The 20930-nt window shown below is 51.7% G+C and carries 20 protein-coding genes; 8 read left to right on the top strand and 12 right to left on the bottom strand.

Annotation, left to right across the window (positions count from 1 at the left end; genetic code table 11):
• The first annotated feature begins 70 nt into the window (after positions 1 to 70).
• The 5 genes from ACR02O_RS00795 (at position 71) to ACR02O_RS00775 (ending at position 6125) form a co-directional block, all read left to right on the top strand.
• Positions 71 to 1345: a PepSY-associated TM helix domain-containing protein gene (locus tag ACR02O_RS00795; RefSeq protein ID WP_494522572.1), complete on the top strand. Its 1275-nt coding sequence runs from the start codon at positions 71 to 73 to the stop codon at positions 1343 to 1345.
• Positions 1346 to 1603: 258 nt separating this feature from the next.
• A complete protein-coding gene (locus ACR02O_RS00790; protein ID WP_458138458.1) occupies positions 1604 to 1906 on the top strand; it encodes a hypothetical protein in 303 nt (100 codons plus the stop codon).
• Between the two features lie 288 nt (positions 1907 to 2194).
• Positions 2195 to 3658 carry a 4-hydroxy-3-polyprenylbenzoate decarboxylase gene (gene ubiD, locus ACR02O_RS00785; protein ID WP_458138457.1) on the top strand — a complete coding sequence of 488 codons (1464 nt, stop codon included), beginning with the start codon at positions 2195 to 2197 and terminating at the stop codon, positions 3656 to 3658.
• A 40-nt stretch (positions 3659 to 3698) separates the two neighbouring features.
• Positions 3699 to 4835: a PP2C family protein-serine/threonine phosphatase gene (locus ACR02O_RS00780; RefSeq protein WP_494522571.1), complete on the top strand. Its 1137-nt coding sequence runs from the start codon at positions 3699 to 3701 to the stop codon at positions 4833 to 4835.
• Between the two features lie 207 nt (positions 4836 to 5042).
• Positions 5043 to 6125 carry an HD domain-containing phosphohydrolase gene (locus ACR02O_RS00775; protein WP_033158548.1) on the top strand — a complete coding sequence of 361 codons (1083 nt, stop codon included), beginning with the start codon at positions 5043 to 5045 and terminating at the stop codon, positions 6123 to 6125.
• 20 nt (positions 6126 to 6145) lie between these two features.
• On the opposite strand, the gene ACR02O_RS00770 is transcribed toward ACR02O_RS00775, so the two are convergent.
• The 4 genes from ACR02O_RS00770 to hemC are packed head-to-tail and all read right to left on the bottom strand — an operon-like array spanning position 6146 to position 10249.
• A complete protein-coding gene (locus ACR02O_RS00770; RefSeq protein WP_494522570.1) occupies positions 6146 to 7381 on the bottom strand; it encodes a heme biosynthesis HemY N-terminal domain-containing protein in 1236 nt (411 codons plus the stop codon).
• A gap of 12 nt (positions 7382 to 7393) precedes the next feature.
• Positions 7394 to 8560: a uroporphyrinogen-III C-methyltransferase gene (locus ACR02O_RS00765; RefSeq protein WP_458138454.1), complete on the bottom strand. Its 1167-nt coding sequence runs from the start codon at positions 8558 to 8560 to the stop codon at positions 7394 to 7396.
• Complete coding sequence (locus ACR02O_RS00760) at positions 8544 to 9326, bottom strand: uroporphyrinogen-III synthase (protein ID WP_494522569.1); 783 nt, start codon at positions 9324 to 9326, stop codon at positions 8544 to 8546. The genes ACR02O_RS00765 and ACR02O_RS00760 overlap by 17 nt, the downstream gene beginning before the upstream one ends.
• Positions 9323 to 10249, bottom strand: coding sequence for a hydroxymethylbilane synthase (gene hemC, locus ACR02O_RS00755; RefSeq protein ID WP_205452827.1), 927 nt, complete (start codon positions 10247 to 10249; stop codon positions 9323 to 9325). Before hemC ends, ACR02O_RS00760 begins: the two co-directional genes overlap by 4 nt.
• A 220-nt stretch (positions 10250 to 10469) precedes the next feature.
• Between hemC and ACR02O_RS00750 the strand changes: the two genes are divergently transcribed.
• Positions 10470 to 10715: a hypothetical protein gene (locus ACR02O_RS00750; protein WP_129871327.1), complete on the top strand. Its 246-nt coding sequence runs from the start codon at positions 10470 to 10472 to the stop codon at positions 10713 to 10715.
• Positions 10716 to 10744: 29 nt separating this feature from the next.
• Here the strand turns inward: ACR02O_RS00750 and yccX are convergent, their stop codons facing one another.
• Both yccX and rlmKL read right to left on the bottom strand, forming a co-directional pair.
• Positions 10745 to 11017, bottom strand: coding sequence for an acylphosphatase (yccX, locus tag ACR02O_RS00745; RefSeq protein WP_494522568.1), 273 nt, complete (start codon positions 11015 to 11017; stop codon positions 10745 to 10747).
• Positions 11014 to 13209 carry a bifunctional 23S rRNA (guanine(2069)-N(7))-methyltransferase RlmK/23S rRNA (guanine(2445)-N(2))-methyltransferase RlmL gene (gene rlmKL, locus ACR02O_RS00740; protein WP_494522567.1) on the bottom strand — a complete coding sequence of 732 codons (2196 nt, stop codon included), beginning with the start codon at positions 13207 to 13209 and terminating at the stop codon, positions 11014 to 11016. The genes yccX and rlmKL overlap by 4 nt, the downstream gene beginning before the upstream one ends.
• Positions 13210 to 13546: 337 nt before the next feature.
• Here rlmKL and ACR02O_RS00735 point away from each other — a divergent pair, with 337 nt between their 5' ends.
• On the top strand, positions 13547 to 14122 hold the full coding sequence (locus ACR02O_RS00735; RefSeq protein WP_494522566.1) for a chemoreceptor glutamine deamidase CheD: 576 nt from the start codon (positions 13547 to 13549) through the stop codon (positions 14120 to 14122).
• A gap of 354 nt (positions 14123 to 14476) precedes the next feature.
• Here ACR02O_RS00735 and ACR02O_RS00730 read toward each other — a convergent pair whose 3' ends face one another.
• The 4 genes from ACR02O_RS00730 to ACR02O_RS00715 form a co-directional block, all read right to left on the bottom strand.
• Positions 14477 to 15442 carry an IS110 family RNA-guided transposase gene (locus ACR02O_RS00730; protein ID WP_458138447.1) on the bottom strand — a complete coding sequence of 322 codons (966 nt, stop codon included), beginning with the start codon at positions 15440 to 15442 and terminating at the stop codon, positions 14477 to 14479.
• Positions 15443 to 15854: 412 nt separating this feature from the next.
• Positions 15855 to 16523: a hypothetical protein gene (locus tag ACR02O_RS00725; protein ID WP_051670343.1), complete on the bottom strand. Its 669-nt coding sequence runs from the start codon at positions 16521 to 16523 to the stop codon at positions 15855 to 15857.
• A 582-nt stretch (positions 16524 to 17105) separates the two neighbouring features.
• Positions 17106 to 17591, bottom strand: coding sequence for an FKBP-type peptidyl-prolyl cis-trans isomerase (locus tag ACR02O_RS00720; protein ID WP_033158556.1), 486 nt, complete (start codon positions 17589 to 17591; stop codon positions 17106 to 17108).
• A 36-nt stretch (positions 17592 to 17627) separates the two neighbouring features.
• Positions 17628 to 18218: a transglycosylase SLT domain-containing protein gene (locus ACR02O_RS00715; protein ID WP_171696745.1), complete on the bottom strand. Its 591-nt coding sequence runs from the start codon at positions 18216 to 18218 to the stop codon at positions 17628 to 17630.
• A 66-nt stretch (positions 18219 to 18284) separates the two neighbouring features.
• Between ACR02O_RS00715 and ACR02O_RS00710 the strand changes: the two genes are divergently transcribed.
• Positions 18285 to 18917 carry a PilZ domain-containing protein gene (locus ACR02O_RS00710; RefSeq protein WP_033158558.1) on the top strand — a complete coding sequence of 211 codons (633 nt, stop codon included), beginning with the start codon at positions 18285 to 18287 and terminating at the stop codon, positions 18915 to 18917.
• A 25-nt stretch (positions 18918 to 18942) separates the two neighbouring features.
• Here ACR02O_RS00710 and ACR02O_RS00705 read toward each other — a convergent pair whose 3' ends face one another.
• A complete protein-coding gene (locus tag ACR02O_RS00705) occupies positions 18943 to 19941 on the bottom strand; it encodes a glycosyl transferase family protein (protein WP_494522565.1) in 999 nt (332 codons plus the stop codon).
• The gene (gene cyoE / locus ACR02O_RS00700; protein WP_033158560.1) at positions 19938 to 20828 is read right to left on the bottom strand and encodes a heme o synthase; all 891 of its coding nucleotides are present in this window, start codon (positions 20826 to 20828) and stop codon (positions 19938 to 19940) included. Before cyoE ends, ACR02O_RS00705 begins: the two co-directional genes overlap by 4 nt.
• Positions 20829 to 20930 lie beyond the last annotated feature (102 nt).

Raw genomic sequence — 20930 nt, 5'->3', positions numbered from 1 at the left:
CTTGATTGAATATTTACCTCCCCAAACCCACTAACACTGCATTTAATTTAACGAAATCCATTTGCAAACCATGAATAAATCGGACGCCGATGTTTTGGACATCTATCCAGATAGCGCTAGCGCTGCGCGTTTATCTCGGCTTAAGGCGCATCGTAAACTATGGCTGGCTGTGCATCTTTACCTTGGTTTGTTTGCAGGTGCATTATTGGTAGTCGTCGGCTTTACCGGCAGTATCGCGGTTTTCTATGTGGAGCTACAAGAGGTCTTGAATGCCGAATTGAATGTAATTTCTGAGCCCTTACAACCCCGGCAGAATGCCCATTCATTGGATGAAATTATCATCACAGCAGAATCTGCTAAACCACTAGGCAGCCAATTTCTTAAGGTGTATTACCCCCGCAAGGCAGATGTCGCTTATAAGCTGCTTTACTTTGTCCAAGACGCCCGCCAAGCGAATAACGGCGATGGCTATTACATTTATATCGATCCTTACATCAATCAGGTCAAGGGCATACAGCTTTGGCATCCCAAGGGCAAATATTGGGGGCGACCTTTTATGAGTTTCATCATGCAGTTGCATTGGAGTTTGCTGTTAGGTGAAACCGGCGGCACGATTGTGGGTATTTTGGCAGCGTTATCGATTATTTCTGTTTTGACTGGCTTGATAGTCTGGTGGCCGTTAACCGGCAAATTTAAACAGGCGTTAAGTTTTAAACGCCGCGCGGGGCCAGTACGGTTCAATTTTGATTTACATAAAGCCATCGGCTTTTATTGCAGCTTGGTGTTGTTGCCGGTTTTGTTTTCCGGGATTTATATGAACTTGCCCGAACAGGTTAATACGCTGGTTAAGCTATTTTCGCCAATTACCAGAACGAATGCCTATGACGGTATAGACGACGAAAGCTATCACTCTTGCCGCCATGCCGGTGAAAAAGCCATCGGGTTTTCGGCAGCGGTTGCGGCAGTTGAAAATCACTCCTCTGTCGGTAAGGTAGTGATGGTCAATGCACCGATTGATCCGAACGGCGTGTATATCATTCAAAACAGGGATGTTCTAGAAAACAGCCGCTTCGTTGGTCATCAAACACTGGTTGTTGATCAATACAGTGGCGAGATTATTCACAGCTACAACGCAGGTATAGGCAATGCGGGCGATGTATTTCTGGATTGGCAATGGCCCTTACACAGCGGCCAAGCGTTTGCTTGGCCGGGCCGGATTTTGGTGTTTCTGGCGGGTTTGGCATGTCCGGTTTTGTATGTAACGGGTGTGATTCGTTGGCTGCAAAAACGCCGCGCGGCAAAGTTGCATCAAGCCAAACAATCGCCAGCTTATGAATCGCGTTAGGAGCAAGCTGGGGTCAGGTCTTGTTATCAAGGGCCGTAGGTTGGGGGGAGGCACGAACCCCAACATTGATGGCCTTTAAATTATCGATGACTTCATTGTTGCGTTGCCAACGGTTTGCGGGTTGTTTTGCTACTGTCGTGTTGGGGTTCCTGTCGTCACCCCAACCTACGCTCTGACTACCCGTAGGAATTTCCTGGCCGGAGCCAATTAACTCCCCGCCCCATAATAATTATTAAGAACATGGAAGGAGGCGCGGGTATGCGCAAAACCACTAAAAAGGCACCCTACGTGGTACCGGCTGAAAAAGCCGCCGAAATATTCCCGTCCGCGCGTTATTTCCAGATTCATTTTGAGTTTCTGCAAGAGCAGATTCAGTTGATCTTGCGTAATCAAGAAACCTTGCAACAGCAAATGCGACAACTGGAAAGTCAGCTGTCGCGAACGGGGCAAGGCATCCGCCTTGATGGCAACACGTTGAGCCCTATTGAGCGCCTAACGGTGAATCGTAACGCTACTTCGGACAGTGAAACCCCCAATTTTAATCTGACGGGGGGACGGTGAAGCTGGCACTGTGGCATTCGACTACGCATACGGCGGACCTATCGGTCTGCTTTTGGGGGTAGTTATTTGTTGCGTCAAATTTAAAGGGTTCTAAAAACTTGAGGCGACAACTAGCTTGAAATTTTCCGTGAAATTTTCCAGTGAAGACGACGGCGGGGAAATGAGCGAGATCATAGTCTGATTACTTGTCTCTTTGGTTTTCTCGTCTAGCTTAACTCAGCGTATGATTGCCGCTTTAATTTTGCACCCCATGGCACGAAGTTCGGCCTCCCCTTTTAAGGACCATGCATGAAATATAGAGATTTACGAGACTTTATCGCGCAACTGGAAAAGCAGGGCGAACTGAAGCGCATCAAACAGGCAGTCGATCCGGTGTTGGAAATGACAGTGATATGCGACCGGGTGTTGAAGCAGGGCGGGCCGGCTTTGCTGTTCGAAAATCCGAAAGGTTCCAACATTGCCGTGCTGGGCAACCTGTTCGGCACGCCGAAGCGGGTAGCGATGGGCATGGGAGCCAAAGATGTGTCCGAATTGCGCGGTATCGGCGAGTTACTGGCCTATCTGAAAGAGCCGGAGCCGCCGAAGGGCATGAAAGACGCGCTGGAAAAATTCCCGGTATTCAAGCAGGTGTTGAATATGGCGCCGAAAATAGTCAGCTCCGCACCCTGTCAGGAAGTGATTCGGGTCGGTGACGAAGTCGATTTAAGCGTCTATCCGATTCAAACCTGTTGGCCGGAAGACGCCGCGCCTTTGATCACCTGGCCGCTGGTGATTACCAAAGGGCCGAACAAAGACCGGCAAAACCTGGGGATTTACCGCCAGCAAGTCATCGGCAAAAACAAAGTCATCATGCGCTGGCTGGCGCATCGCGGCGGGGCATTGGATTTCAAGGAATGGCAACAAGCGCATCCGGGTAAGCCGTTTCCGGTGGCGGTAGCGTTGGGGGCTGACCCGGCGACGATATTGGCATCGGTTACACCGGTGCCGGATTCTTTGTCCGAGTATGCCTTCGCGGGTTTGCTGCGTGGCAGCAAGACCGAAGTGGTCAAATGTTTGTCCAACGATTTGCAAGTGCCGGCCAGCGCGGAAATTGTCCTGGAAGGCTTCATCTATCCCGGCGAAACCGCGCCGGAAGGGCCGTACGGCGATCACACCGGTTATTACAACGAAGTCGATGAATTTCCGGTGTTTACTATTGAACGCATCACTCAGCGGCAGGTGCCGATTTATCACAGCACCTACACCGGCCGTCCGCCCGATGAACCGGCTATTTTGGGTGTGGCCTTAAATGAAGTCTTCGTGCCCATCTTGCAAAAGCAGTTTCCGGAAATCGTTGATTTCTATCTGCCGCCGGAAGGCTGTTCGTATCGGATGGCGGTGATCAGCATGAAGAAACAATACGCCGGTCATGCCAAGCGTGTGATGCTGGGCACCTGGTCGTATTTGCGCCAATTTATGTACACCAAATTTGTGATCGTGGTGGATGACGATGTCGATGTACGCAATTGGCAGGACGTGATTTGGGCGATTACCACCCGCATGGACCCGGCGCGCGATTTGACGATTTTGGAAAACACGCCTATAGATTATCTGGACTTTGCTTCGCCGGTGTCGGGCTTGGGGTCCAAGGTCGGTTTCGATGCGACCAACAAATGGCCGGGCGAAACCAGCCGGGAGTGGGGACGTCCGATTGTAATGAGTGAGGATGTCATCAAAAAAGTCGATTCTATGTGGGATACCCTATTTAACTAGGGTAGACTGCCGGTTCGCTTGAATAACGGTACAGTTCCTAATGAAAATATTGGTTGTCGACGATATCTACGAAAACAGGCTATTGCTCGACAAATTACTGAGCAGGATGCAGCATGAAGTCATTTTGGTCGAAAATGGGGAGCAGGCGGTTCACGCTCTGGCCAGCGTAAATCCCGATCTGATTCTGATGGATATTATGATGCCGGTCATGGATGGCCTGGAGGCTATCAAAGCGATTAGAGAGCGAACCCTGGACAAATGGGTGCCCATTTTTGTGCTCAGCGCGCTAGCCGATGACCAAAATGTCCTGGATGGGCTGCAAGCCGGTGCTGACGACTATCTGCAAAAACCGTTCAGTCGCGCTGTTCTTGCCGCTAAATTGGGTTCGGTGCAGCGTGTGATCGATATGCAAAATCTGATTATTGCCGATACTCAGCTACTTAAAGCCTATCGCGACGAAAACGAAGCGGAGCAGCAGTTTTTACAGAGTATTTTTGAAAGGTTAATTAAACAGAGCGATCTGAAAGACGATCATTTGCAGTTTTGGTTATTGCCGGCCAAACGCTTTAGCGGCGATTTGATTTGCGCCAGGCGCGTCAGCAAGCAACAAATTTACTTTATGCTCGCCGATTCGACCGGCCACGGCTTGGCGGCAGCGTTACCGACGGTGATTGTCAATCAGGCATTCCAGGCGATGACGAAAAAGGGCTTGGCCGTACCCATCATCGTCCGCGAGATCAATCGCCTGGTGCACAGCCAGATGCCGACGGGCCGTTTCGTGGCTTTGGTATTGGGCATGATAGATGCTGAAAAAAAGTCGGTGGAGTTGTGGAATGGCGGCTTACCCGATGTTTATGCGCTGGATGGCGATGGCAAGCCGGTTCACACCTTTCGTTCCTCACACCCCTCTGCCGGCATTCTCGATAACCGGCAATTCGACGATACTTGCGAAATCTGGCATTGGCGGGAGGCTTGCGAGTTATTTATGTACTCTGATGGCTTGACCGATACCCTGGGTCCTGACGGCGGTTTATTCGGCCAAGAGCGCGTCCTGCAGATTCTCAAAACGGCGCCGCCTGGCGCTGAAGTGGCGGCGATCCAACAGGCCCTGGAAGCGCATATGCTGAACCGGGAAGCGCAAGACGATATTTCCTGTATGGCCATTCGCTGCCGCTGAATATTTCGACGTTGGGCCGGCTGGTTTTTATTTCTGGAATCTTTTGGGCTGTTAGATTGAATGCTGGCGTCAGGCTGTAAAAAGCAGACTCAACTAATTTGTCTATACTGAGAATCTCGCGGATAACCCATTCAGCAGGCACGGCTCGGTACGAGTCGGACTGCTAGGTTTTCGCTCCCAACTTCATGATTCTTTGAAAACAGCAACGTGGACTTAAAACAGCATATTCTGCAAGCCGCCATTCTCATCGTCGACGACGAACCCGCTAACGTCAAATTGTTGGAAAAAATTTTGCAGCGCCAGGGTTATCGGAATATTCAATCGACCTGCGATTCTCGCGAAGTGACTTCTCTGTGTGATACCACGCGATTCGATGCCTTTTTGTTAGACATCCGCATGCCGCATTTAAGCGGCTTCGATGTCATGGAACAATTGCAACAGCGTTTCAGAGACGACTATTTACCCGTGTTGGTGCTCAGTGCGCAGCCGGACATGGAGACCCGCTTGAAAGCGTTGAGTTTGGGCGCTAAGGACTTTTTGACCAAACCCTTCGATCAACTGGAAGCCGTTACCCGCATCCACAATCTGCTGGAAGTGCGCTTGATGCATAATCAGATACGCGATCAAAACCGCCTTCTTGAACAACAGGTAAAAACCAGAACCGACGAATTGTATCGTACTCGTCAGGAAGTCATACGCAGACTGGGGCTGGCCGCCGAGTATCGGGATAACGAAACTGGCAACCATATCATTCGCATGAGTAAATATGCGCAGCTGTTGGCTTTGGCGTATGGCTTAACTGAGCAGGAGGCGGAAATTATTCTAAATGCGGCGCCGATGCACGATATTGGTAAGATAGGTATTCCGGACCGGATTCTGTTAAAAACCGGCAAGCTCGACCCCGAAGAATGGCGGATCATGCAGACCCATGTGCAAATAGGCGCCAATATTTTATCCGGCTCGCCGACCGAGTTGATGCGGGCCGCGCGCACCATTGCCCAACATCACCATGAAAAGTGGGATGGCACCGGCTATCCGAATGGCTTGCGGGAAGAAGATATATCGATTGCCGGCAGGATTTGCGCGCTAGCCGACGTGTTTGACGCGCTGACGTCGCAACGACCGTATAAGCCGGCCTGGGCGGTAGAGGAAACGTTGGCTTATATCGCCTCGGAATCCGGCAAACACTTCGACCCTAAATTAGCGCCGCTGTTAAAAAAGAATTTGCCGGAAATTTTGATTATCAAAAGCGAATATGCAGACGCCGAGGTTATTCGGGATTTGAACTGATCGCGGGTTGTTTTAAGTATTTAAGCTGTGCGAATCGATTCCACACCGCTGATCAGCTCGGATGACGCCAACTCCATGCCGCGTTTGAAATAATCGCAGGCTTGATCCTTGTCGCCTTTGCTAAACAATAATTCGCCCAATAATTGATAGGTCGCCACCGACGCTTCGGTATTCAGGCTTTTCAACAAATACTGTTCGGCTTTCTCCATTTGCTCGGCTTTCAAAGCCAACTTGCCCAGCACTCTTAACAACACTGCGTTGCTGGGGTAAACCGCCAGCCATTGTTCGACCGACTGCAATTGCTTGGCTTTATCTTCGGCTTCGATATTTGAAACCAACACCAGCAAGGTGTCGTCCCAATGCCGGCCCAATTGCTTGAGCATCGCCGATTCCACGCTACTACCGGCGCCTGCGGCAATCATCGCCGCAAAATAGATATTGGCGATGCCCGGCAGAGTCTTAATGTGATCGGGGATGCCTTCCCAGCAGGTTTGAATCGCCTGGCGGTCACCCTGGGCGATGGTTTGTTTCAGCAGGCGGCTGAAGGTTTCCGTTTCCAGCAACTTAACTTCGGTTTCCATCAACACTTTATGCTGTTGCAGCGAAGGCAGTATCTTGCTCAAGCCTTCCCAGTCCCCCAGATGTTGATACGCCTGATGCATCATTTTCAACACCCGCGCATGGCCGGGATTGATTGAGTGCAATTTGCCCAGGGTTTCCAAGGCTTGCTCGAATTGTTTTTCAGACAGATGCAATTCGGCTTGGGTCAAGCCGACGGTCATATTGGTGTCCGAGGATTGTTCGCTGGCTTTTTGCAGATATTCGTCGCGTTTGTCCAGTGCGCCGCGCGATTGCGCTGCTCTGGCGGCAGTCAGATAATGCAGCAAAGGTGCGCCACTATGCGCGGCATGCTTGATCAGCACTTTCTCCGCGCGCTCCCAATTACCGTCTGCCGCATCGAATAAGCCGGCCACCAGGGCTTCCTGCGAGCGGTTGAAACGGATATTGCGGCGGCGCTTGGCAAATTGGTTGGGCATGCGAATCAACACGCCCATCAAGCGGAAAAAGTTGTAGAGAACGAAAAAACCGATCACTTGCGCAACCGCAAATACGGTCAAAGAGGTTTCCAGCGACCAGTGGCCGAAACCGATCAATACATAACCCGGATCGTTCTGTTTGACCAGCCAGCTATGCAGCAAAAACGCCACCAGAACGGCGCAAAGCAAGGAGCCTAGAAAATACATGAGATTTTTCATAATGCCACTCGCTTATTGCTGGCCGGCAGAGGGTATTGCCGGCGAGGCCGTTTCCGCTGGCGGATTATTCAGCACGGCTTTATCGGATTCGATACGCAATTTACTAATGTCTTTCAATAGCTTCAACGACCCGCTGACATCCGGATATTGGCTGCGGATTTGCACACTCGCCAGTTTGTCGAGTTCAGCCACGAAGTTATCGGTTTGCTGATTTTCCGCGAAATTTTTCTTTAGCCATTGTTTGGCGTCGGCGATGCTGCTGGCAAACAAGGTGTCGTTTTGTTGCACCAGGGCAATTTCGATCATTTCCAGCCTGACTTTCAACTGCTGCTTGATAAAGTGCGCTTCTTCAGGGGTCAGGATGGCGTTGACAGGTTGTTCGGTGTGGCGCAACACCACATAGCCTTCCAGCTGTTTGGCGACCGTATTCAAGATTTCATGGCCGTGTTCAGATAAGTCGCTATTGGGTTCGGGCTTTTCCGGCTGCTTGCCTGCGTGCGGCAGAAACACCGATAAACCTTCCACTGCATCCTGTAAGTGCTGGATGCCGCTGTAGATGCCGACGATGTCCGGTACGGTGGCGCCGTTTAACAAGGCGATTTCCTTGGCAATTTGCTCACGGACTTTAAATACCGCCGCGTCGCCGCTTTCTCTTAGCCGTTGATCGGCCGCTTCCAGCGCTTCGCGGGTGGTGGTGACGTCACCGACCAAATGCAAACGCTGATTGGCAACGGTCAACAGATATTCGGCATCGGCCAGTAGCCAGTCGCCGCGGGTTTTACCCAGCTGCCGTTGCAAAGCCACAATGGAGGCTTCCAGCTCTTTGCGCGCCGTGCTCAGGCGCTCATCATGCAGCTTGGAAAAATCAGCCAATGTTTCATTAAAATGGTTATCTTTGCCGGTCATTTCGGCATTGACGTTGGCGATTTGCGTTTGCACGCCATTCAGCTGTTCGCGCAGGCCGTTAAGTTCTTTGTCCAGTTCCAGTATCTTCAGGTTATCCTGATTGTTTTCGGTATCTTGACTGAAGCGCAATTGCTGGAAAAAGAAAAAACCCGCACCAGCCAAAGCAATCACCAATACGATAGAGGTGATGCCTATCCACAATCCGGCGTGAGACTTTTTAACCACCACTACCGGAGCTGGATTTTCTTGTTGTTCTTCAATTACTTCGGCCACTGTTTTCCCCGTTAAATAACGTCGTCAAGGTCTCTAAAATCGCTGCATCCGTGGGCTGTGTGCTCACTGCAATCTGTTTAAATCCGAAATCTTCGGCCGCTTGGCCGATCCGCTCGCTCACGACGACTAAAAGTATCGATTTCAACGATACTATCGACTCGTCATCCAGCATCGCCAACAAATTTTGTAACGCTTCGACGCTGGTGATCGTCACGGCGTCCAGCTTCCCTTGGGCTATGTCTGTCCGCAATTCCGTGCTGTCCGCCATCGGCTGTTGGCGACTATACACTTCCAGATAACTCGCTTCCGCGCCGCGGCTGCGCAAGCTCTCCGCCAGTTTCTCCCTGCCACCGACTCCGCGCACAATGACGCAGCGCATGCCGGCGACAGCGTGCAATTCAGGTTCAGCCAACAAGCCTTCGCTGTTGAATGCGCTGGCCGGCACGCAATCAACCGGCCATTCCGCTTGCTGCAATGCGTTGGCGGTTGCGGCGCCGACAGCCGCGACTTTGAATTTACGCAAGGCCGGCATTTTGCCACCGAACGCCTTGATAGCAAAATCCACCGCGTTGGTGCTGGTAAAAATCAGCCAGTCGCTGGCGACGGCTTGGCTTAACAACTGCGGATCGGGCTGGGTTTCGACGATTTCCAGTGTTGGAAAGCGTATTGGCACGCCGCCCTGTTGTTCAATTAAATGACATAAATTCTCAGCCTGCGCGGCGGGCCGCGTCACTAGAATGCGTGCGCCGTTTAAAGCCGAGTTCACTGGTATAGCTCGCGCAATATCCTGTCCGCGCCTTGCGCTAATAAATCCTCGGCCACGGTTTTGCCCAACGCTTCGAAGTCGCTAAGGCTGCTTTCCGCCTCGGCTCTATATAACAAAGTGCCGTCGGGGCTGCCGACCAGGCCGCGTAGCAATAAACGCTCGCCTTTGATTTCAGCAAAACCGGCAATCGGTACCTGGCAGCCGCCGTTGAGTCGGGCATTCATCGCTCGTTCGGCGCCGACCCGGATGCTGGTGTCCTCGTCGTGCAGTACCTTTAAATACTCGTGAATCTCTGCGTCGTCGATCCGGCACTCGATGCCGATAGCGCCTTGGCCCATCGCTGGCAGGCTTTCTGTCGGCTGCAATTGAGCGGTGATTCGTTCGCCCATTCCCAGACGTTTCAAGCCGGCCGAAGCCAGGATGATTGCATCGTATTCGCCGGCATCCAGTTTAGCTAGCCGCGTGTTGACGTTGCCGCGCAAACTCAGGATTTCCGCATTCGGGAATTTTTCCTTGATTTGGCATTGGCGGCGCAAGCTGGAGGTGCCAATGCGCGCGTTAGCGGGCAATTCGGCTAGGCTGCGATAGTGATTGGAAACAAAGGCGTCGGTCGGATCTTCTCTATCCAGAATCACCGCCAGATGCAGGCCTTCCGGAAACTCTACCGGCACGTCCTTCATGGAATGTACCGCGATGTCGGCCGTACCTTCCAGCATGCCTTGTTCCAATTCTTTCACGAACAAGCCCTTGCCGCCGACTTTGGCTAGCGGTGCGTCGAGAATTTTATCGCCGCGGGTGACCATTTTGACCAATTCGGTTTGTAAGCCGGGAAACGCCTGTTGCAGCCGCGCCGCGACATGCTCGGCCTGCCACAAGGCCAGCGGGCTTTGCCGGGTAGCGATGCGAATAATTCTGTCTGCCAAAACTGCTCCTGCCGATTGCTGGCGGGCGTCTAAGCTGCGCCCTTTGTTGAGAATAAATGTTGTCTATTGTAATCCGATTTGGGGGGGAAGGTGGGTAGAAGTTATAAGCGTTGCAGAGACGGCGGGAATGGGGCGAGAGAATTGGCTTCAAACGTTGTTCTTGGTTAAAGTTCTCTAATTTCAACAATCAGACGAATTTTAAATTCGCGTCCATTGGAATATGTACGAACTTTTACTACTCCTAGCGGGAGCAGCTATTGCGATTTATATCGCTGCTCGGTGGTTGATATATTTTGTGCAGATCAATTCTTGGCTAGCCTTATCTCTGGCCTTGTTGGTGCTGGTTTTGTTTTCAGTCGGATTATGGCTAAAAGTCCGCGTCTGCGGTTACATATTGGCCGCCATTGCCAGCGCCGTCTGTGTGTTTGCGCTTTCAGGGAATATTAGTGTTCTGTTTCCCTATTAACGAACGAATGCGTATTAATCAGGCAGTGCCTACCTAATCTCAAACAACTCAAAATGCTCGCTTGCGGCATGTGAACTGACGATTACCTCGGAAACTTTCGCCAACATCGGCCCTTTGTGACACCACGCCAACAGTTTTTGCAAGTCTTCAGGATGGCCGGTGGCGACGATTTCCACCGAGCCGTCGGCCAGATTTCTGACAAAACCTTTCACATTTAGCTTCACCGCCTGTTTCTGGGTATAGGCGCGAAAATACACGCCTTGGACCCGGCCCTTGACGATGATGTGTAAGCACTCGCTCATCGGCTAATCCTCCAGCAATAATGAATTTTTTGATCGCGGGCAAAATCTTCCGGAATCGTTTTCGCGCTGATGTCTTCTATCTGCAAGTCCGCCAAGGCTTGTCTATCGAGTTTGAAGCGGCGGAAGTTGGTGGAAAAATACAGCACGCCTTCCGGTGCCAGCAAAGCTACGGCATTGCGCAGCAAGTGCAGGTGATCGTTCTGAATATCAAAGGCTTCGTCCATTTTCTTGGAGTTGGAAAAGGTCGGCGGGTCGAGAAAGATTAGATCGAACTGCACTTTGTCTTTGGCGCTGGCTTGTTCCGCCAGCCATTCCACGCAATTGGCACGCAGCAGTTTGTGATCACCTTGGATGCCGTTTAAGTCAAAATTGCGTTTGGCCCAGTCCAGATAGGTGTTGGACATATCGACCGTGACGCTGGACGCCGCGCCGCCGACTGCCGCATGCACGCTTGCGCTTCCGGTGTAAGCAAACAGATTCAGGAAGCGCTTGCCCTTGGCTTGCTTTTGTATCATCAACCGAATCGGCCGATGGTCCAGAAACAGGCCGGTATCCAGATAGTCTTCGAAATTCACCCAAAACTTGCAGCCACCTTCCTCGACGATATGAAAGCGGCCGGATTCGCCTTGCTTTTCGTATTGATCGGTGCTTTTCTGCTTGCGGCGGATTTTTAAAAACACCCGCCCCTTGGGTATCTCCAATACTTTGGGGATTTCCATCATCGCCCCGGCTAAACGCTGATTAGCCTTGGCCGGATCGATGGTTTTCGGTGATTCGTATTCCTGGACGTTGACCCAGGTCTGTTCGCCTTGGTAGACATCCACCGCCACCGCGTATTCCGGTAAATCCGCGTCGTACAGTCGATAGCAATTGACCTGATTTTGCTTGGCCCATTTGCCGATTTTTTTCAGATTCTTACGCAAGCGGTTGGCGAACATCTCCGCCTGATTGTCGGGTTGCTCAGTCTCCGTACGCCGGCTGATTTGCTTGATGCGTTCTTGCTGGGATTTGGCTTTGGGTTCGAAGAAGGTCTGTTCTTCGATATTAAAACGCAGCAATTTGCACTCCAGCGCGCCGTTGAACAGGGTGATGGGCTTTTGCGAACGCACGCCCAGCCTAAAACCCAGTTCCGGATTGCTGATGATCATTGCCACCTGCCAGCCGACGAAGCGCTGTTTCAGTACCTCTCCAAAGCGGCGGTACAGTTCGGAGGTTTCCGCTTCGTCGCCCAATCGTTCGCCGTAGGGCGGATTACAGGCGATCAAGCCCTTGGGCCAACTTTCCGCCGCTGTCGCATCGGCGATGTCGCGCCGTTCGATATGAATCTTGCCCGCCAAGCCGGCGTTTTCAACATGCTGCAAGGCGGCTACCACGGTGCGCCGATCCTGATCGAAACCGACGATGACCGGCATTTTGCTCAAGCCAATATCGCGGCGTTGCTTGGCTTCGTCGAGCAGGCTTTGCCACAACTGCGCATCGTGTTTTTTCCAACCCAGGAAGCCGAAGTAATCACGCTGCAAACCCGGTGCATAGTCTGCAGCGATCATCGCGCCTTCTAGCAGCATCGTTCCTGAGCCGCACATCGGATCGAGCAAGGATCCGCCTTGTTCGGCGATTTTCGGCCAGCCGGCGCGCAGTAAAATCGCCGCCGCCAGGTTTTCCTTGATGGGCGCGGCGATGTTGACGTCGCGGTAGCCGCGCTTGTGCAAGCTCTCGCCGGACAAATCCAGGCTCAGTTGTGCGGTTTCGTTTTGCAAATACACGTTTACGCGAATGCTGGGTCGGTCGGTGTCGATATTGGGTCGCTTGTTGAACTTGGCGCGCATCTGATCGACGATGGCGTCCTTGACCTTCAAGGCGCCGAAATGCGTGTTGTTAATGGCGGGATTGTTTTTGCTGCTAAACGATACCGCCAGACTGTCGTCCGGTTTGATGTGTTCGAACCAGTTGATCTTTTTGACGCCATCGTACAAATCCTGCTGGGACTTGACCTCGAAACTGCTCAGCGGCAAAAACACCCGGTTGGCGGTGCGCGACCAAAGGCAAACCCGGTAAGCCAGTGCCAAATCACCCTCAAAAGCCACGCCGGCCATTTTTTCGCGGACGTTTTGGCCGCCCAGGGCTTTGATTTCGTTGGCAAGGATGCCTTCCATCGCTTTAGGCGTGGTGGCAAAAAGTGGGTATTGGCTCATGGTTGACGGCTGGGTACGGAATGGCTGGCTAGGATACTAAAATGTGTTGCTACTGCGGCGGATATTTTTATGGCAAAACAGCCCTGCGCCAATCGAGAGCGCTACGCACCACTCCGGCCCGTTGATAGCTCTGAGTATCGACAGCCTTGGCGCCTGTGATTTGTGCAACCAAGGCAGATAACTAAACCAATCAATAGTTGTCGAAGCGTTTTACAATCGCTTCGGTAAGGTCGCACGCTGAAATCCTAAAGATTTGAGGCGGAAAGAAAACTATATAGTGGCCGATTTTTTGCTTAAAAAGTATTATCGTTCTACAACCTTCAAGATGGTCCTGGCTATGCGTCCGCAAAAATATTCCGAAACCTACTACGATCCGTACCAACGCATCCGCGCCTGCAAAATCACTCCAGGCGAGTATTGTGTTACCAATTCCGGCGAAGTTATTGTTACCGTGCTGGGGTCCTGCGTGATTGCCTGTATTCGCGATAGGCGGCGGGGCATAGGCGGCATGTATCAGTTCATGGTGGTGAACGTCAACGAAGACCAGCCGCTCAACCAGCGCATGGAGAACATGGCTAGTAAAGGTATGGACAATTTCATCAACCATCTGGTTGGTATGGGTGCCGAAGAGGGCGAGCTGGAAGCCAAGGTGTTTGGCGGCGGCAATATTCTTAACGGTATGCAACGCAACAATGTCGGCGCTCGTAGTGCGCAGTTTTTACGCGGTTATCTGGCCGGCCGGAACATTCCGGTCCTTGCTGACGACATGCTCGGTATCTATCCCCGCAAGGTGTATTTCTTTCCGGAAACGGGGGAGGTGTTGGTGAAAAAGCTCAAGGATATAAAAAACGAAACTATTTTGCAGCGGGAGCAGGAATATTCTCATAGGCTGTTTGCTAGGGTGTTGGCGTAGGGGTGTTTTTTTTGGTTAGGCTTGTTGGGGTTGTGTCGCTGGCGCGACGGCTTGATTTAATGTCGGGTCTCGGCCCGACAGCCGAGATACTTTCTTTTGCTTGGCCAAAAGAAAGTATCCAAAGAAAAGGCCACCCGGATGCCGCTTATCCCCTGCGCTCCGAAGCTTTCGACGGGGGTTGCCGAAAGGGGCTTCCTGCCCCTTCGTCAACGCGCCGCATCCCTGCGGCGCCCCTTCGGGCTATTCCCGCCAAAAGCTCCGGTGCTCGGCGCGGCATACGGGCGACACCCACTGCCAGGCTCGAAAACTTTCACAATACTTTTGGATTGGGTGGAGTAGATACTGTTATCCAAGTCAAGCCAAATGAATAGCCGAGTCGAAGGGTTTCGCGGATTTCAAGACACCGAATGCCACATGAATCAATTTTCGCATCATGGCACCGATAATGAGTTTATTGGGCTTACCCGCGCAGGCTAATCGGTTTCTGAATTGTTTTCCCCAGGCCGTTTTATAAAGTGTCACCATGGCAGGCATATACATGGCTTTTCGCAAGAACGAGTGGCCTATTTTGGAGAGTCTGGGTTTGCCCTTGATACTACTACCCGATTCGTATTGCCTAGGATCGAGTCCGGCAAAGGCTGCGGTTTGTCGGCTATTGGCGAAGCGCGAGGTATCGGCGTAGAACGCTAGGATAATAGCGCTGGTGCGCTCGCCAATGCCGGGGATGCTGTCGAGTAATTCGCGCTGTTGCTTGAGATCGGGATGGCGATCAATGTGATCATTGATGGCGTCGATCAATTGTTGGATAGCGGTATCCAGCCAATTCAGATGCTGCTGAATGTCCTCGCGCACCGCTTCGCGCGCCACCAGCCAGCGGTTGCTTTCCTGGGTGCGCATGGTTTGCAGGGCGTCCAGGCGTAACACTAGTGCGCGTAACGTGACTTCCGCCTCGCTACGGGGTTGCCACGCGGATGGTTTGCGTTCGGCGCAGAAATCGGCAATGAGTTTAGCATCGACCGTGTCGGTCTTACTGCGAGTGAGCCGTGAAGCGCCATAAGCTTTGATTTGTGCCGGATTGACGACGCTGACGGTTAAGTCGTTGGTTGCCAGATGCTGAGCAACGTCTTCCCAATAAATGCCGGTCGCTTCCATGCAGACCTGCACGGATTCAGCTTTTTGGGCGTTTAGCCACGTCAACAAAGCGGTAAAGCCTTCAAGCGAATTGGGAACCACTTTGGCGCGAAACTTACCGTTGGGCAAGCGTAATGCGCAATCCAGCTTGGCTTTTGAAACATCGATACCGAGATAAAAATGGGACATTGAAAACCTCAAATGATCTACCTTGTGAATGCAGGCTGCCGGAAACCGGGCCGAAGAGACTGTCCGATCGTTGATCGAGGGTGGGTCGCTGCTGCAAAGATCTACGCCGGGGATTTCGAAATCCAAGCTCCGATACGGCATCCAGCGACCCAAACCTGAGGTGCCCCTCAGGTGTGTTTTCACGGGGTATTATCCTTTGAAAAGCACGACTTGATAATACAAGCTCCGAATAGCGGAGCGTATTCGGAGGAAGGAAGAATATCCCAACCATTCTTTGGTAAGGCGTGCCTTGATGGATTTGATTCAACATGCGTCCGATTACGCTGCGCTAATCGGACCTACCGTGCTGCGCGGCTTTATCGCGCAGCGTCCAGAGAGCGAAGCGAACGGGGTTGAGCGCCGGGTTAGCATTTCATTCAACGGTGATTTCATATTCAATATCTTGCACCATACGACCAAAAGCGCTGCTTTCACTGTTGTACCGTCCACCAAACTTGAGCGTGTGCTTCCCTTTGTTTAACGGACTGAGCCCAATCCAATACCCATCAGAAGCAGATGGATACGCATTTATCGGCTGATATTTTTTTGGGACCCGTTCAAAAATATTGAAGCACTTTTCTGTTCTTGCTCTATAGCGCTTAGGGTTCTTCACACTAACGCCATCTAGCTCAACAAATAAGTCTATGGCTTTGTCGTTATTGACTGCGGCATTTGCTTTGGCCTGCTCGCATGTAAAACCATTATTTTCCTCTCGCGGGTAATAAACCATATTAACCACAGGGAAAAAAATGCTCTTTCCCGCAGGAACTACGCAATTTCTTTTGATTTTCGACGAGCCGAAGCCACCAGCCAGAAACCATATATTGCCTTGTTGGCCAACATGGCAGTTATTGCCCGAAATATCTCTAACAGGGTTTATTTCATCAGGACTAGACATTGCCCACATCCACCATGAAGCAGATAACTCACCGACAGAATGCTTTTCCAGCGTAAAGCCGGGAGCAAGTGGCGTAGGGGATTCGGCTGAATGGGCTAGGCCAGCCATCGCCAAAAAGGCTGCGGTTATAAAGAAACGATGCATCGATACTCCTTTAAAAATGCCAACAAGTGATTAGAAAGTTTCTGTATATCTCCCCGAATCGGGTGATATACATGTTATGTCAGTTTAGGGGGAAGTCTAGCTGGAAAAAGGATTCAGATTTTGTTCAAGCCAAAAACAATGTTCCAGCACGCTTAAAGATGAGGCTCGACGTACCTTGGTTTGATCTAGGATTATGGGATGGGGTTATCCCGTATGCCGCGCCGAGCACCGGAGCTTTTGGCGGGACAAATCGGCAGGATAGCCGATTTGCATGCGCAGCACCCGAAGGGCGAGGTACAGGGAGGTACCGAGTGAATAGCCCGTAGGGGCGCCGCAGGGATGCGGCGCGTTGACGAAGGGGCAGGAAGCCCCTTTCGGCAACCCCCGGCAAAAGCGAGAAGCGCAGGGAATAAGCGGCATCCGGGCCGCCTTTTCTTTGGATACTTTCTTTTGGCGGAGCAAAAGAAAGTGTCTCGGCTGTCGGGCCGAGACCCGACATTAAATCAAGCCGTCGCGTTAGCGACACCTCAAATAAAGTTTCAAATTAGCTAACACAGCATCAGCTAAAAAGACAAAACAAACTCAGTTGACCTTAATCAACTCAACATCAAAAATTAATGCCGCATTAGGCCCAATATCCCTTCCAGCACCACGCTCACCATAAGCCAGGTTAGAAGGAATAAAGAAACGGTATTTAGCGCCTTCTTTCATCAATTGCACGCCTTCGGTCCAGCCCGCGATAACGCGGTTCAATGGGAACGTGGCGGGTTCGCCGCGGCCGTAGGAGCTGTCGAATTCCTTGCCGTCGATGGTGGTGCCTTTGTAATGGACGGTGACGTTGTCGGTGGCTTTGGGTTGGGCGCCGGTGCCTTCGGTGAAGACCACATATTGCAGGCCACTGGCGGTGGTTACCACGCCGGCGGTTTTGGCGTTGTCGGCCAGAAATTTTTCCCCGGCGGCTTTATTTTCGGCTGGGGTGGGGGCGTTGGCGTTGGCCAGTGAGAACATAGCAAATCCTGTAATAAATGCGATTAAAATGGCGATGACACGTTGTTTCGTGGATTTCATGAAAACTCCCGATAGATGATTGGGGCGGCTAGTTTATCAGTTTTTTTGTTCCAGCTCCTGCCGGCAACTTGCCAGTTGCGCGTCGTAACGCAAGGCGCGCTGATGGACTTTTTGCGCGGTATTCATCAGCCATTGCTTGGATAAAAAGCTGTTGCGCTGATAGCCGCCTAAGCCTTCGTGATAGGTTAAATACAGATTGTTGGCGTCTGAGGTGGGGATGCCCAGCTTGCGGTTGCTGGTGGCGCAATACCAAGCCACAAAGTCGCAGCTGTCGGCAAAATCTTCTCTATCGGCCCAGCCGTTGCCGGCTTTTTGCTGATAGTCCGCCCAGGTTTCGTCCTTGGCTTGCGGGTAACCGTAAGCGCTGCTGGAACGAAACCAAGGGATAAAGCCGAGAATCAATGGCCGGGGCGGTTGGGCGTCGGCGACGAAGCTGGATTCTTGATGGATGATCGCCATCTGCACCGCAATGGGCACGCCCCAGCGCCGCGCGGAGCTTAAGGTTGCTTGATACCAATCGTCTTTTTCCCGGAAGATTTGACAGATATTTTCCGGGTTTTTTGGTGGCATGGTTGTACACGCCGATAAAACGGCTAGACTAGCCAGACAAATTAATCTGCTTTTCATATCCCAATAAATTAGATTGCTAAAAGGATTTACCTTTAAAAAGCCCTGCCAAACAGAAGGATTATTATGCCAACAACCGAAAAACGCGCCTATCGCAAAAACCTGGCTAGCCAAGGATTGCTGTATTTGGGCTTTGAAGAGCACGAAATTTGGGTCGTCAATCTGTCGCTTTCCGGCTTGCTGGCAGTGCTGAAGGTCGAGCCGCAGGTCAATGGCATCAAAGACATTTTTAATGCTTTGCAAGTTTCGCCGATAGTCGATTTTTATCTGCCGAGCATGCGCTTGGCTGGAGAGGCGGAAATGGTGCGCGCTGAAGCTACCGAGGGCGGATTTGAAATTGCCATCGAGTTTCGCAACTTGTCTTACGATACCGATAATTTACTCTACAGCCGCCGCGCCTACCGCAAAAACATGACCGCGCCCGGGCATATTGTCTTCAACGGCAATGATTATGCGTTCAATACCGAAAATGTCTCGGTGGACGGTTTGATGATACGCATGCTGGGCAGAATTGAAGTGGCGGACGGTACGGTGGCCAAATTCGATTACAAGCACTTGAATCTGGAAGGCGAGGTTAAGGTGGTTTGGGTCGATCACGACGATATTTCCACGCTGATGGGCTTGCAGTATCTGCATTTGCAGCGTGACTATATCAAGGGTATTCCAAACTTTAGCTACCCGCCTCTGGAAGCCGGCTAGAACTGCGGGTTAAACCGTCGGCCACTCAAAAACGTTGCCGGTTACGCGCCTGCCAAAATTCCGTTGCCAATTGCTGAGCTTGTGCTTGGTCATCGGCTTTGTCCAGCAGCTTCAACGCAACGGCGGCAGTCGCTATCACGGTTGCCTCGCCAAATTCGTCGTTAACCTCGCCGCGCCAGAACTGCGCCAATAACTGCGGGTCCATGTCTTCGGCTTTCATGTGCCGGCGTTCGAATAAGGCCGGCCAGGTTTCGTCGTTAAGTTCGCCGTTATTGACGCTTTGCACCAGACACTCGACGTCTGGATTCCGTTCGGTTTCGCCGCCTTCGCCTTTTAACACCGCCATGTTTTTCTGATCCAGCAGCAACGCGGCTTTTTGATGCACTTGCCGGTAGCTGGGATGAAAGATGCCTTGAATGCTGGCGGTGGCGTCGAACGGATTCAACAATCTGACCAATGTATGCACCGGCGAACGCAAACCCATAATCGGCCGCAGATTGATCATGTCGTACAGTTTCGGGCAAATATATTCCAACGATAGATAGCTGAAATTGTCTTGCTCCAACTGCTGGCCGGCTTCGGTTATCGAGGTTGCGGCCTTAATGCCTAGGGCTTGCAGCACGTTTTCGGTATATAAACGCCCTTCGGTATGGCCGCCGGCGCCGTGCATGAATACTTTTATACCGTTTTCTGCCAGCAGCAGCGTGGATAATAAAAACCAGGGTAAATGGCGGCGTTTGCCTGCGTAGGACGACCAATCCAGATCGACAGCTACTTTGGATTCGAAGGCGAAGCTTTCCCGCGCGGCTTGCACGAAGCCGGCTAGCTCTTCGCAGGTTTCTTCCTTCACCCGCATCAGCATCAAAAATGCGCCGAGTTGAATCGGCTCGACCTGGCCGTCGGCCAATATCATTTGCATGGCCCGGTAGGCTTCGTCTTGGGTCAGCGGCCGGGCGCCTTTCTTGCCCTTGCCGAGTATCTTGATAAATTCCGCGAACGGATGTTCCTGGGTCAACAAGCTCATGAGAATGACAATGGAAAATAATGATCGATCAGCAATGCTGCGAAAATCAGCATCAGATAAATAATGGAGTAGCCGAAGGTGCGCATTGCGGTTTTATTGTCTTTTTTACGCATCATTTGCACGGCGTAATAGATAAAACCCAAGCCCAATACTACGGCGGCCAGCAAATAAATCACGCCGCTCATGCCGGTTAGATAGGGCAGCAGCGTACTAATCAGCAACAAAATGGTGTAAAGCAAAATCTGTAGGCGGGTGAATTCGACGCCATGCGTCACCGGCAGCATCGGGATGGCAACTTTGGCGTATTCGTCTCGTTTGGCGATAGCCAAAGCCCAGAAATGCGGTGGGGTCCAAACGAAGATAATTAAAAACAGCAACAACGCATGCGGATGCACTTCGCCGGTAATCGCCGCCCAGCCCAATACCGGCGGCGCTGCGCCGGCCGCGCCGCCGATGACGATATTCTGCGGCGTTAATTTTTTAAGGTATACCGTATAAATCAGCGCGTAGCCGATCAGTGACAAAAAGGTCAGAAAGGCGGTCAATACGTTGATTTTGATGGTCAATATCGCCATCGCTACAAGGCCGATAAAGCTGGCGAATACCAATACCTGATGAGAGTTCAAATGACCGGTGGGTAGTGGTCTATTCTTGGTGCGGCCCATTTGCGCATCGGCTTTTTGGTCGATGAAGTGATTGATCGCCGCCGCCGAGGATGCTGCCAGAGCGATGCCTATGCTGCCGTAGAAAAAGTTATCCAGCGGCGGCATGCCTGGCACGGCCAGCAGCATGCCGACGATGGCGGTAAACACGATCAATGCCACGACTCTGGGCTTACAGAGTTCTAAGTAGTCTTTCCAGGATAGCGCTGAAGTGGTGTCGGTCATCAAGTACCAAATAGATTTGCGGGTCTTTAAACATATAGAATAACAGTGAACCATTGATTATTAAAATAATCACAAGCGCTCACCATCTTTTAGTCAACGAGG

It is taken from the genome of Methylomonas sp. PHL2-19 (genome assembly GCF_059331595.1).
This window is presented reverse-complemented; position numbering and strand designations above follow the sequence as displayed.

What these genes read in the sequence shown, in the direction of transcription:
- ACR02O_RS00795 (WP_494522572.1), top strand. Translation starts at nt 71, where the DNA reads ATGAATAAATCGGACGCCGATGTTTTGGACATCTATCCAGATAGCGCT.
- ACR02O_RS00790 (WP_458138458.1), top strand. Translation starts at nt 1,604, where the DNA reads ATGCGCAAAACCACTAAAAAGGCACCCTACGTGGTACCGGCTGAAAAA.
- ubiD (WP_458138457.1), top strand. Translation starts at nt 2,195, where the DNA reads ATGAAATATAGAGATTTACGAGACTTTATCGCGCAACTGGAAAAGCAG.
- ACR02O_RS00780 (WP_494522571.1), top strand. Translation starts at nt 3,699, where the DNA reads ATGAAAATATTGGTTGTCGACGATATCTACGAAAACAGGCTATTGCTC.
- ACR02O_RS00770 (WP_494522570.1), bottom strand. Translation starts at nt 7,381, where the DNA reads ATGAAAAATCTCATGTATTTTCTAGGCTCCTTGCTTTGCGCCGTTCTG.
- ACR02O_RS00750 (WP_129871327.1), top strand. Translation starts at nt 10,470, where the DNA reads ATGTACGAACTTTTACTACTCCTAGCGGGAGCAGCTATTGCGATTTAT.
- yccX (WP_494522568.1), bottom strand. Translation starts at nt 11,017, where the DNA reads ATGAGCGAGTGCTTACACATCATCGTCAAGGGCCGGGTCCAAGGCGTG.
- rlmKL (WP_494522567.1), bottom strand. Translation starts at nt 13,209, where the DNA reads ATGAGCCAATACCCACTTTTTGCCACCACGCCTAAAGCGATGGAAGGC.
- ACR02O_RS00735 (WP_494522566.1), top strand. Translation starts at nt 13,547, where the DNA reads ATGCGTCCGCAAAAATATTCCGAAACCTACTACGATCCGTACCAACGC.
- ACR02O_RS00730 (WP_458138447.1), bottom strand. Translation starts at nt 15,442, where the DNA reads ATGTCCCATTTTTATCTCGGTATCGATGTTTCAAAAGCCAAGCTGGAT.
- ACR02O_RS00725 (WP_051670343.1), bottom strand. Translation starts at nt 16,523, where the DNA reads ATGCATCGTTTCTTTATAACCGCAGCCTTTTTGGCGATGGCTGGCCTA.
- ACR02O_RS00720 (WP_033158556.1), bottom strand. Translation starts at nt 17,591, where the DNA reads ATGAAATCCACGAAACAACGTGTCATCGCCATTTTAATCGCATTTATT.
- ACR02O_RS00715 (WP_171696745.1), bottom strand. Translation starts at nt 18,218, where the DNA reads ATGAAAAGCAGATTAATTTGTCTGGCTAGTCTAGCCGTTTTATCGGCG.
- ACR02O_RS00710 (WP_033158558.1), top strand. Translation starts at nt 18,285, where the DNA reads ATGCCAACAACCGAAAAACGCGCCTATCGCAAAAACCTGGCTAGCCAA.
- ACR02O_RS00705 (WP_494522565.1), bottom strand. Translation starts at nt 19,941, where the DNA reads ATGAGCTTGTTGACCCAGGAACATCCGTTCGCGGAATTTATCAAGATA.
- cyoE (WP_033158560.1), bottom strand. Translation starts at nt 20,828, where the DNA reads ATGACCGACACCACTTCAGCGCTATCCTGGAAAGACTACTTAGAACTC.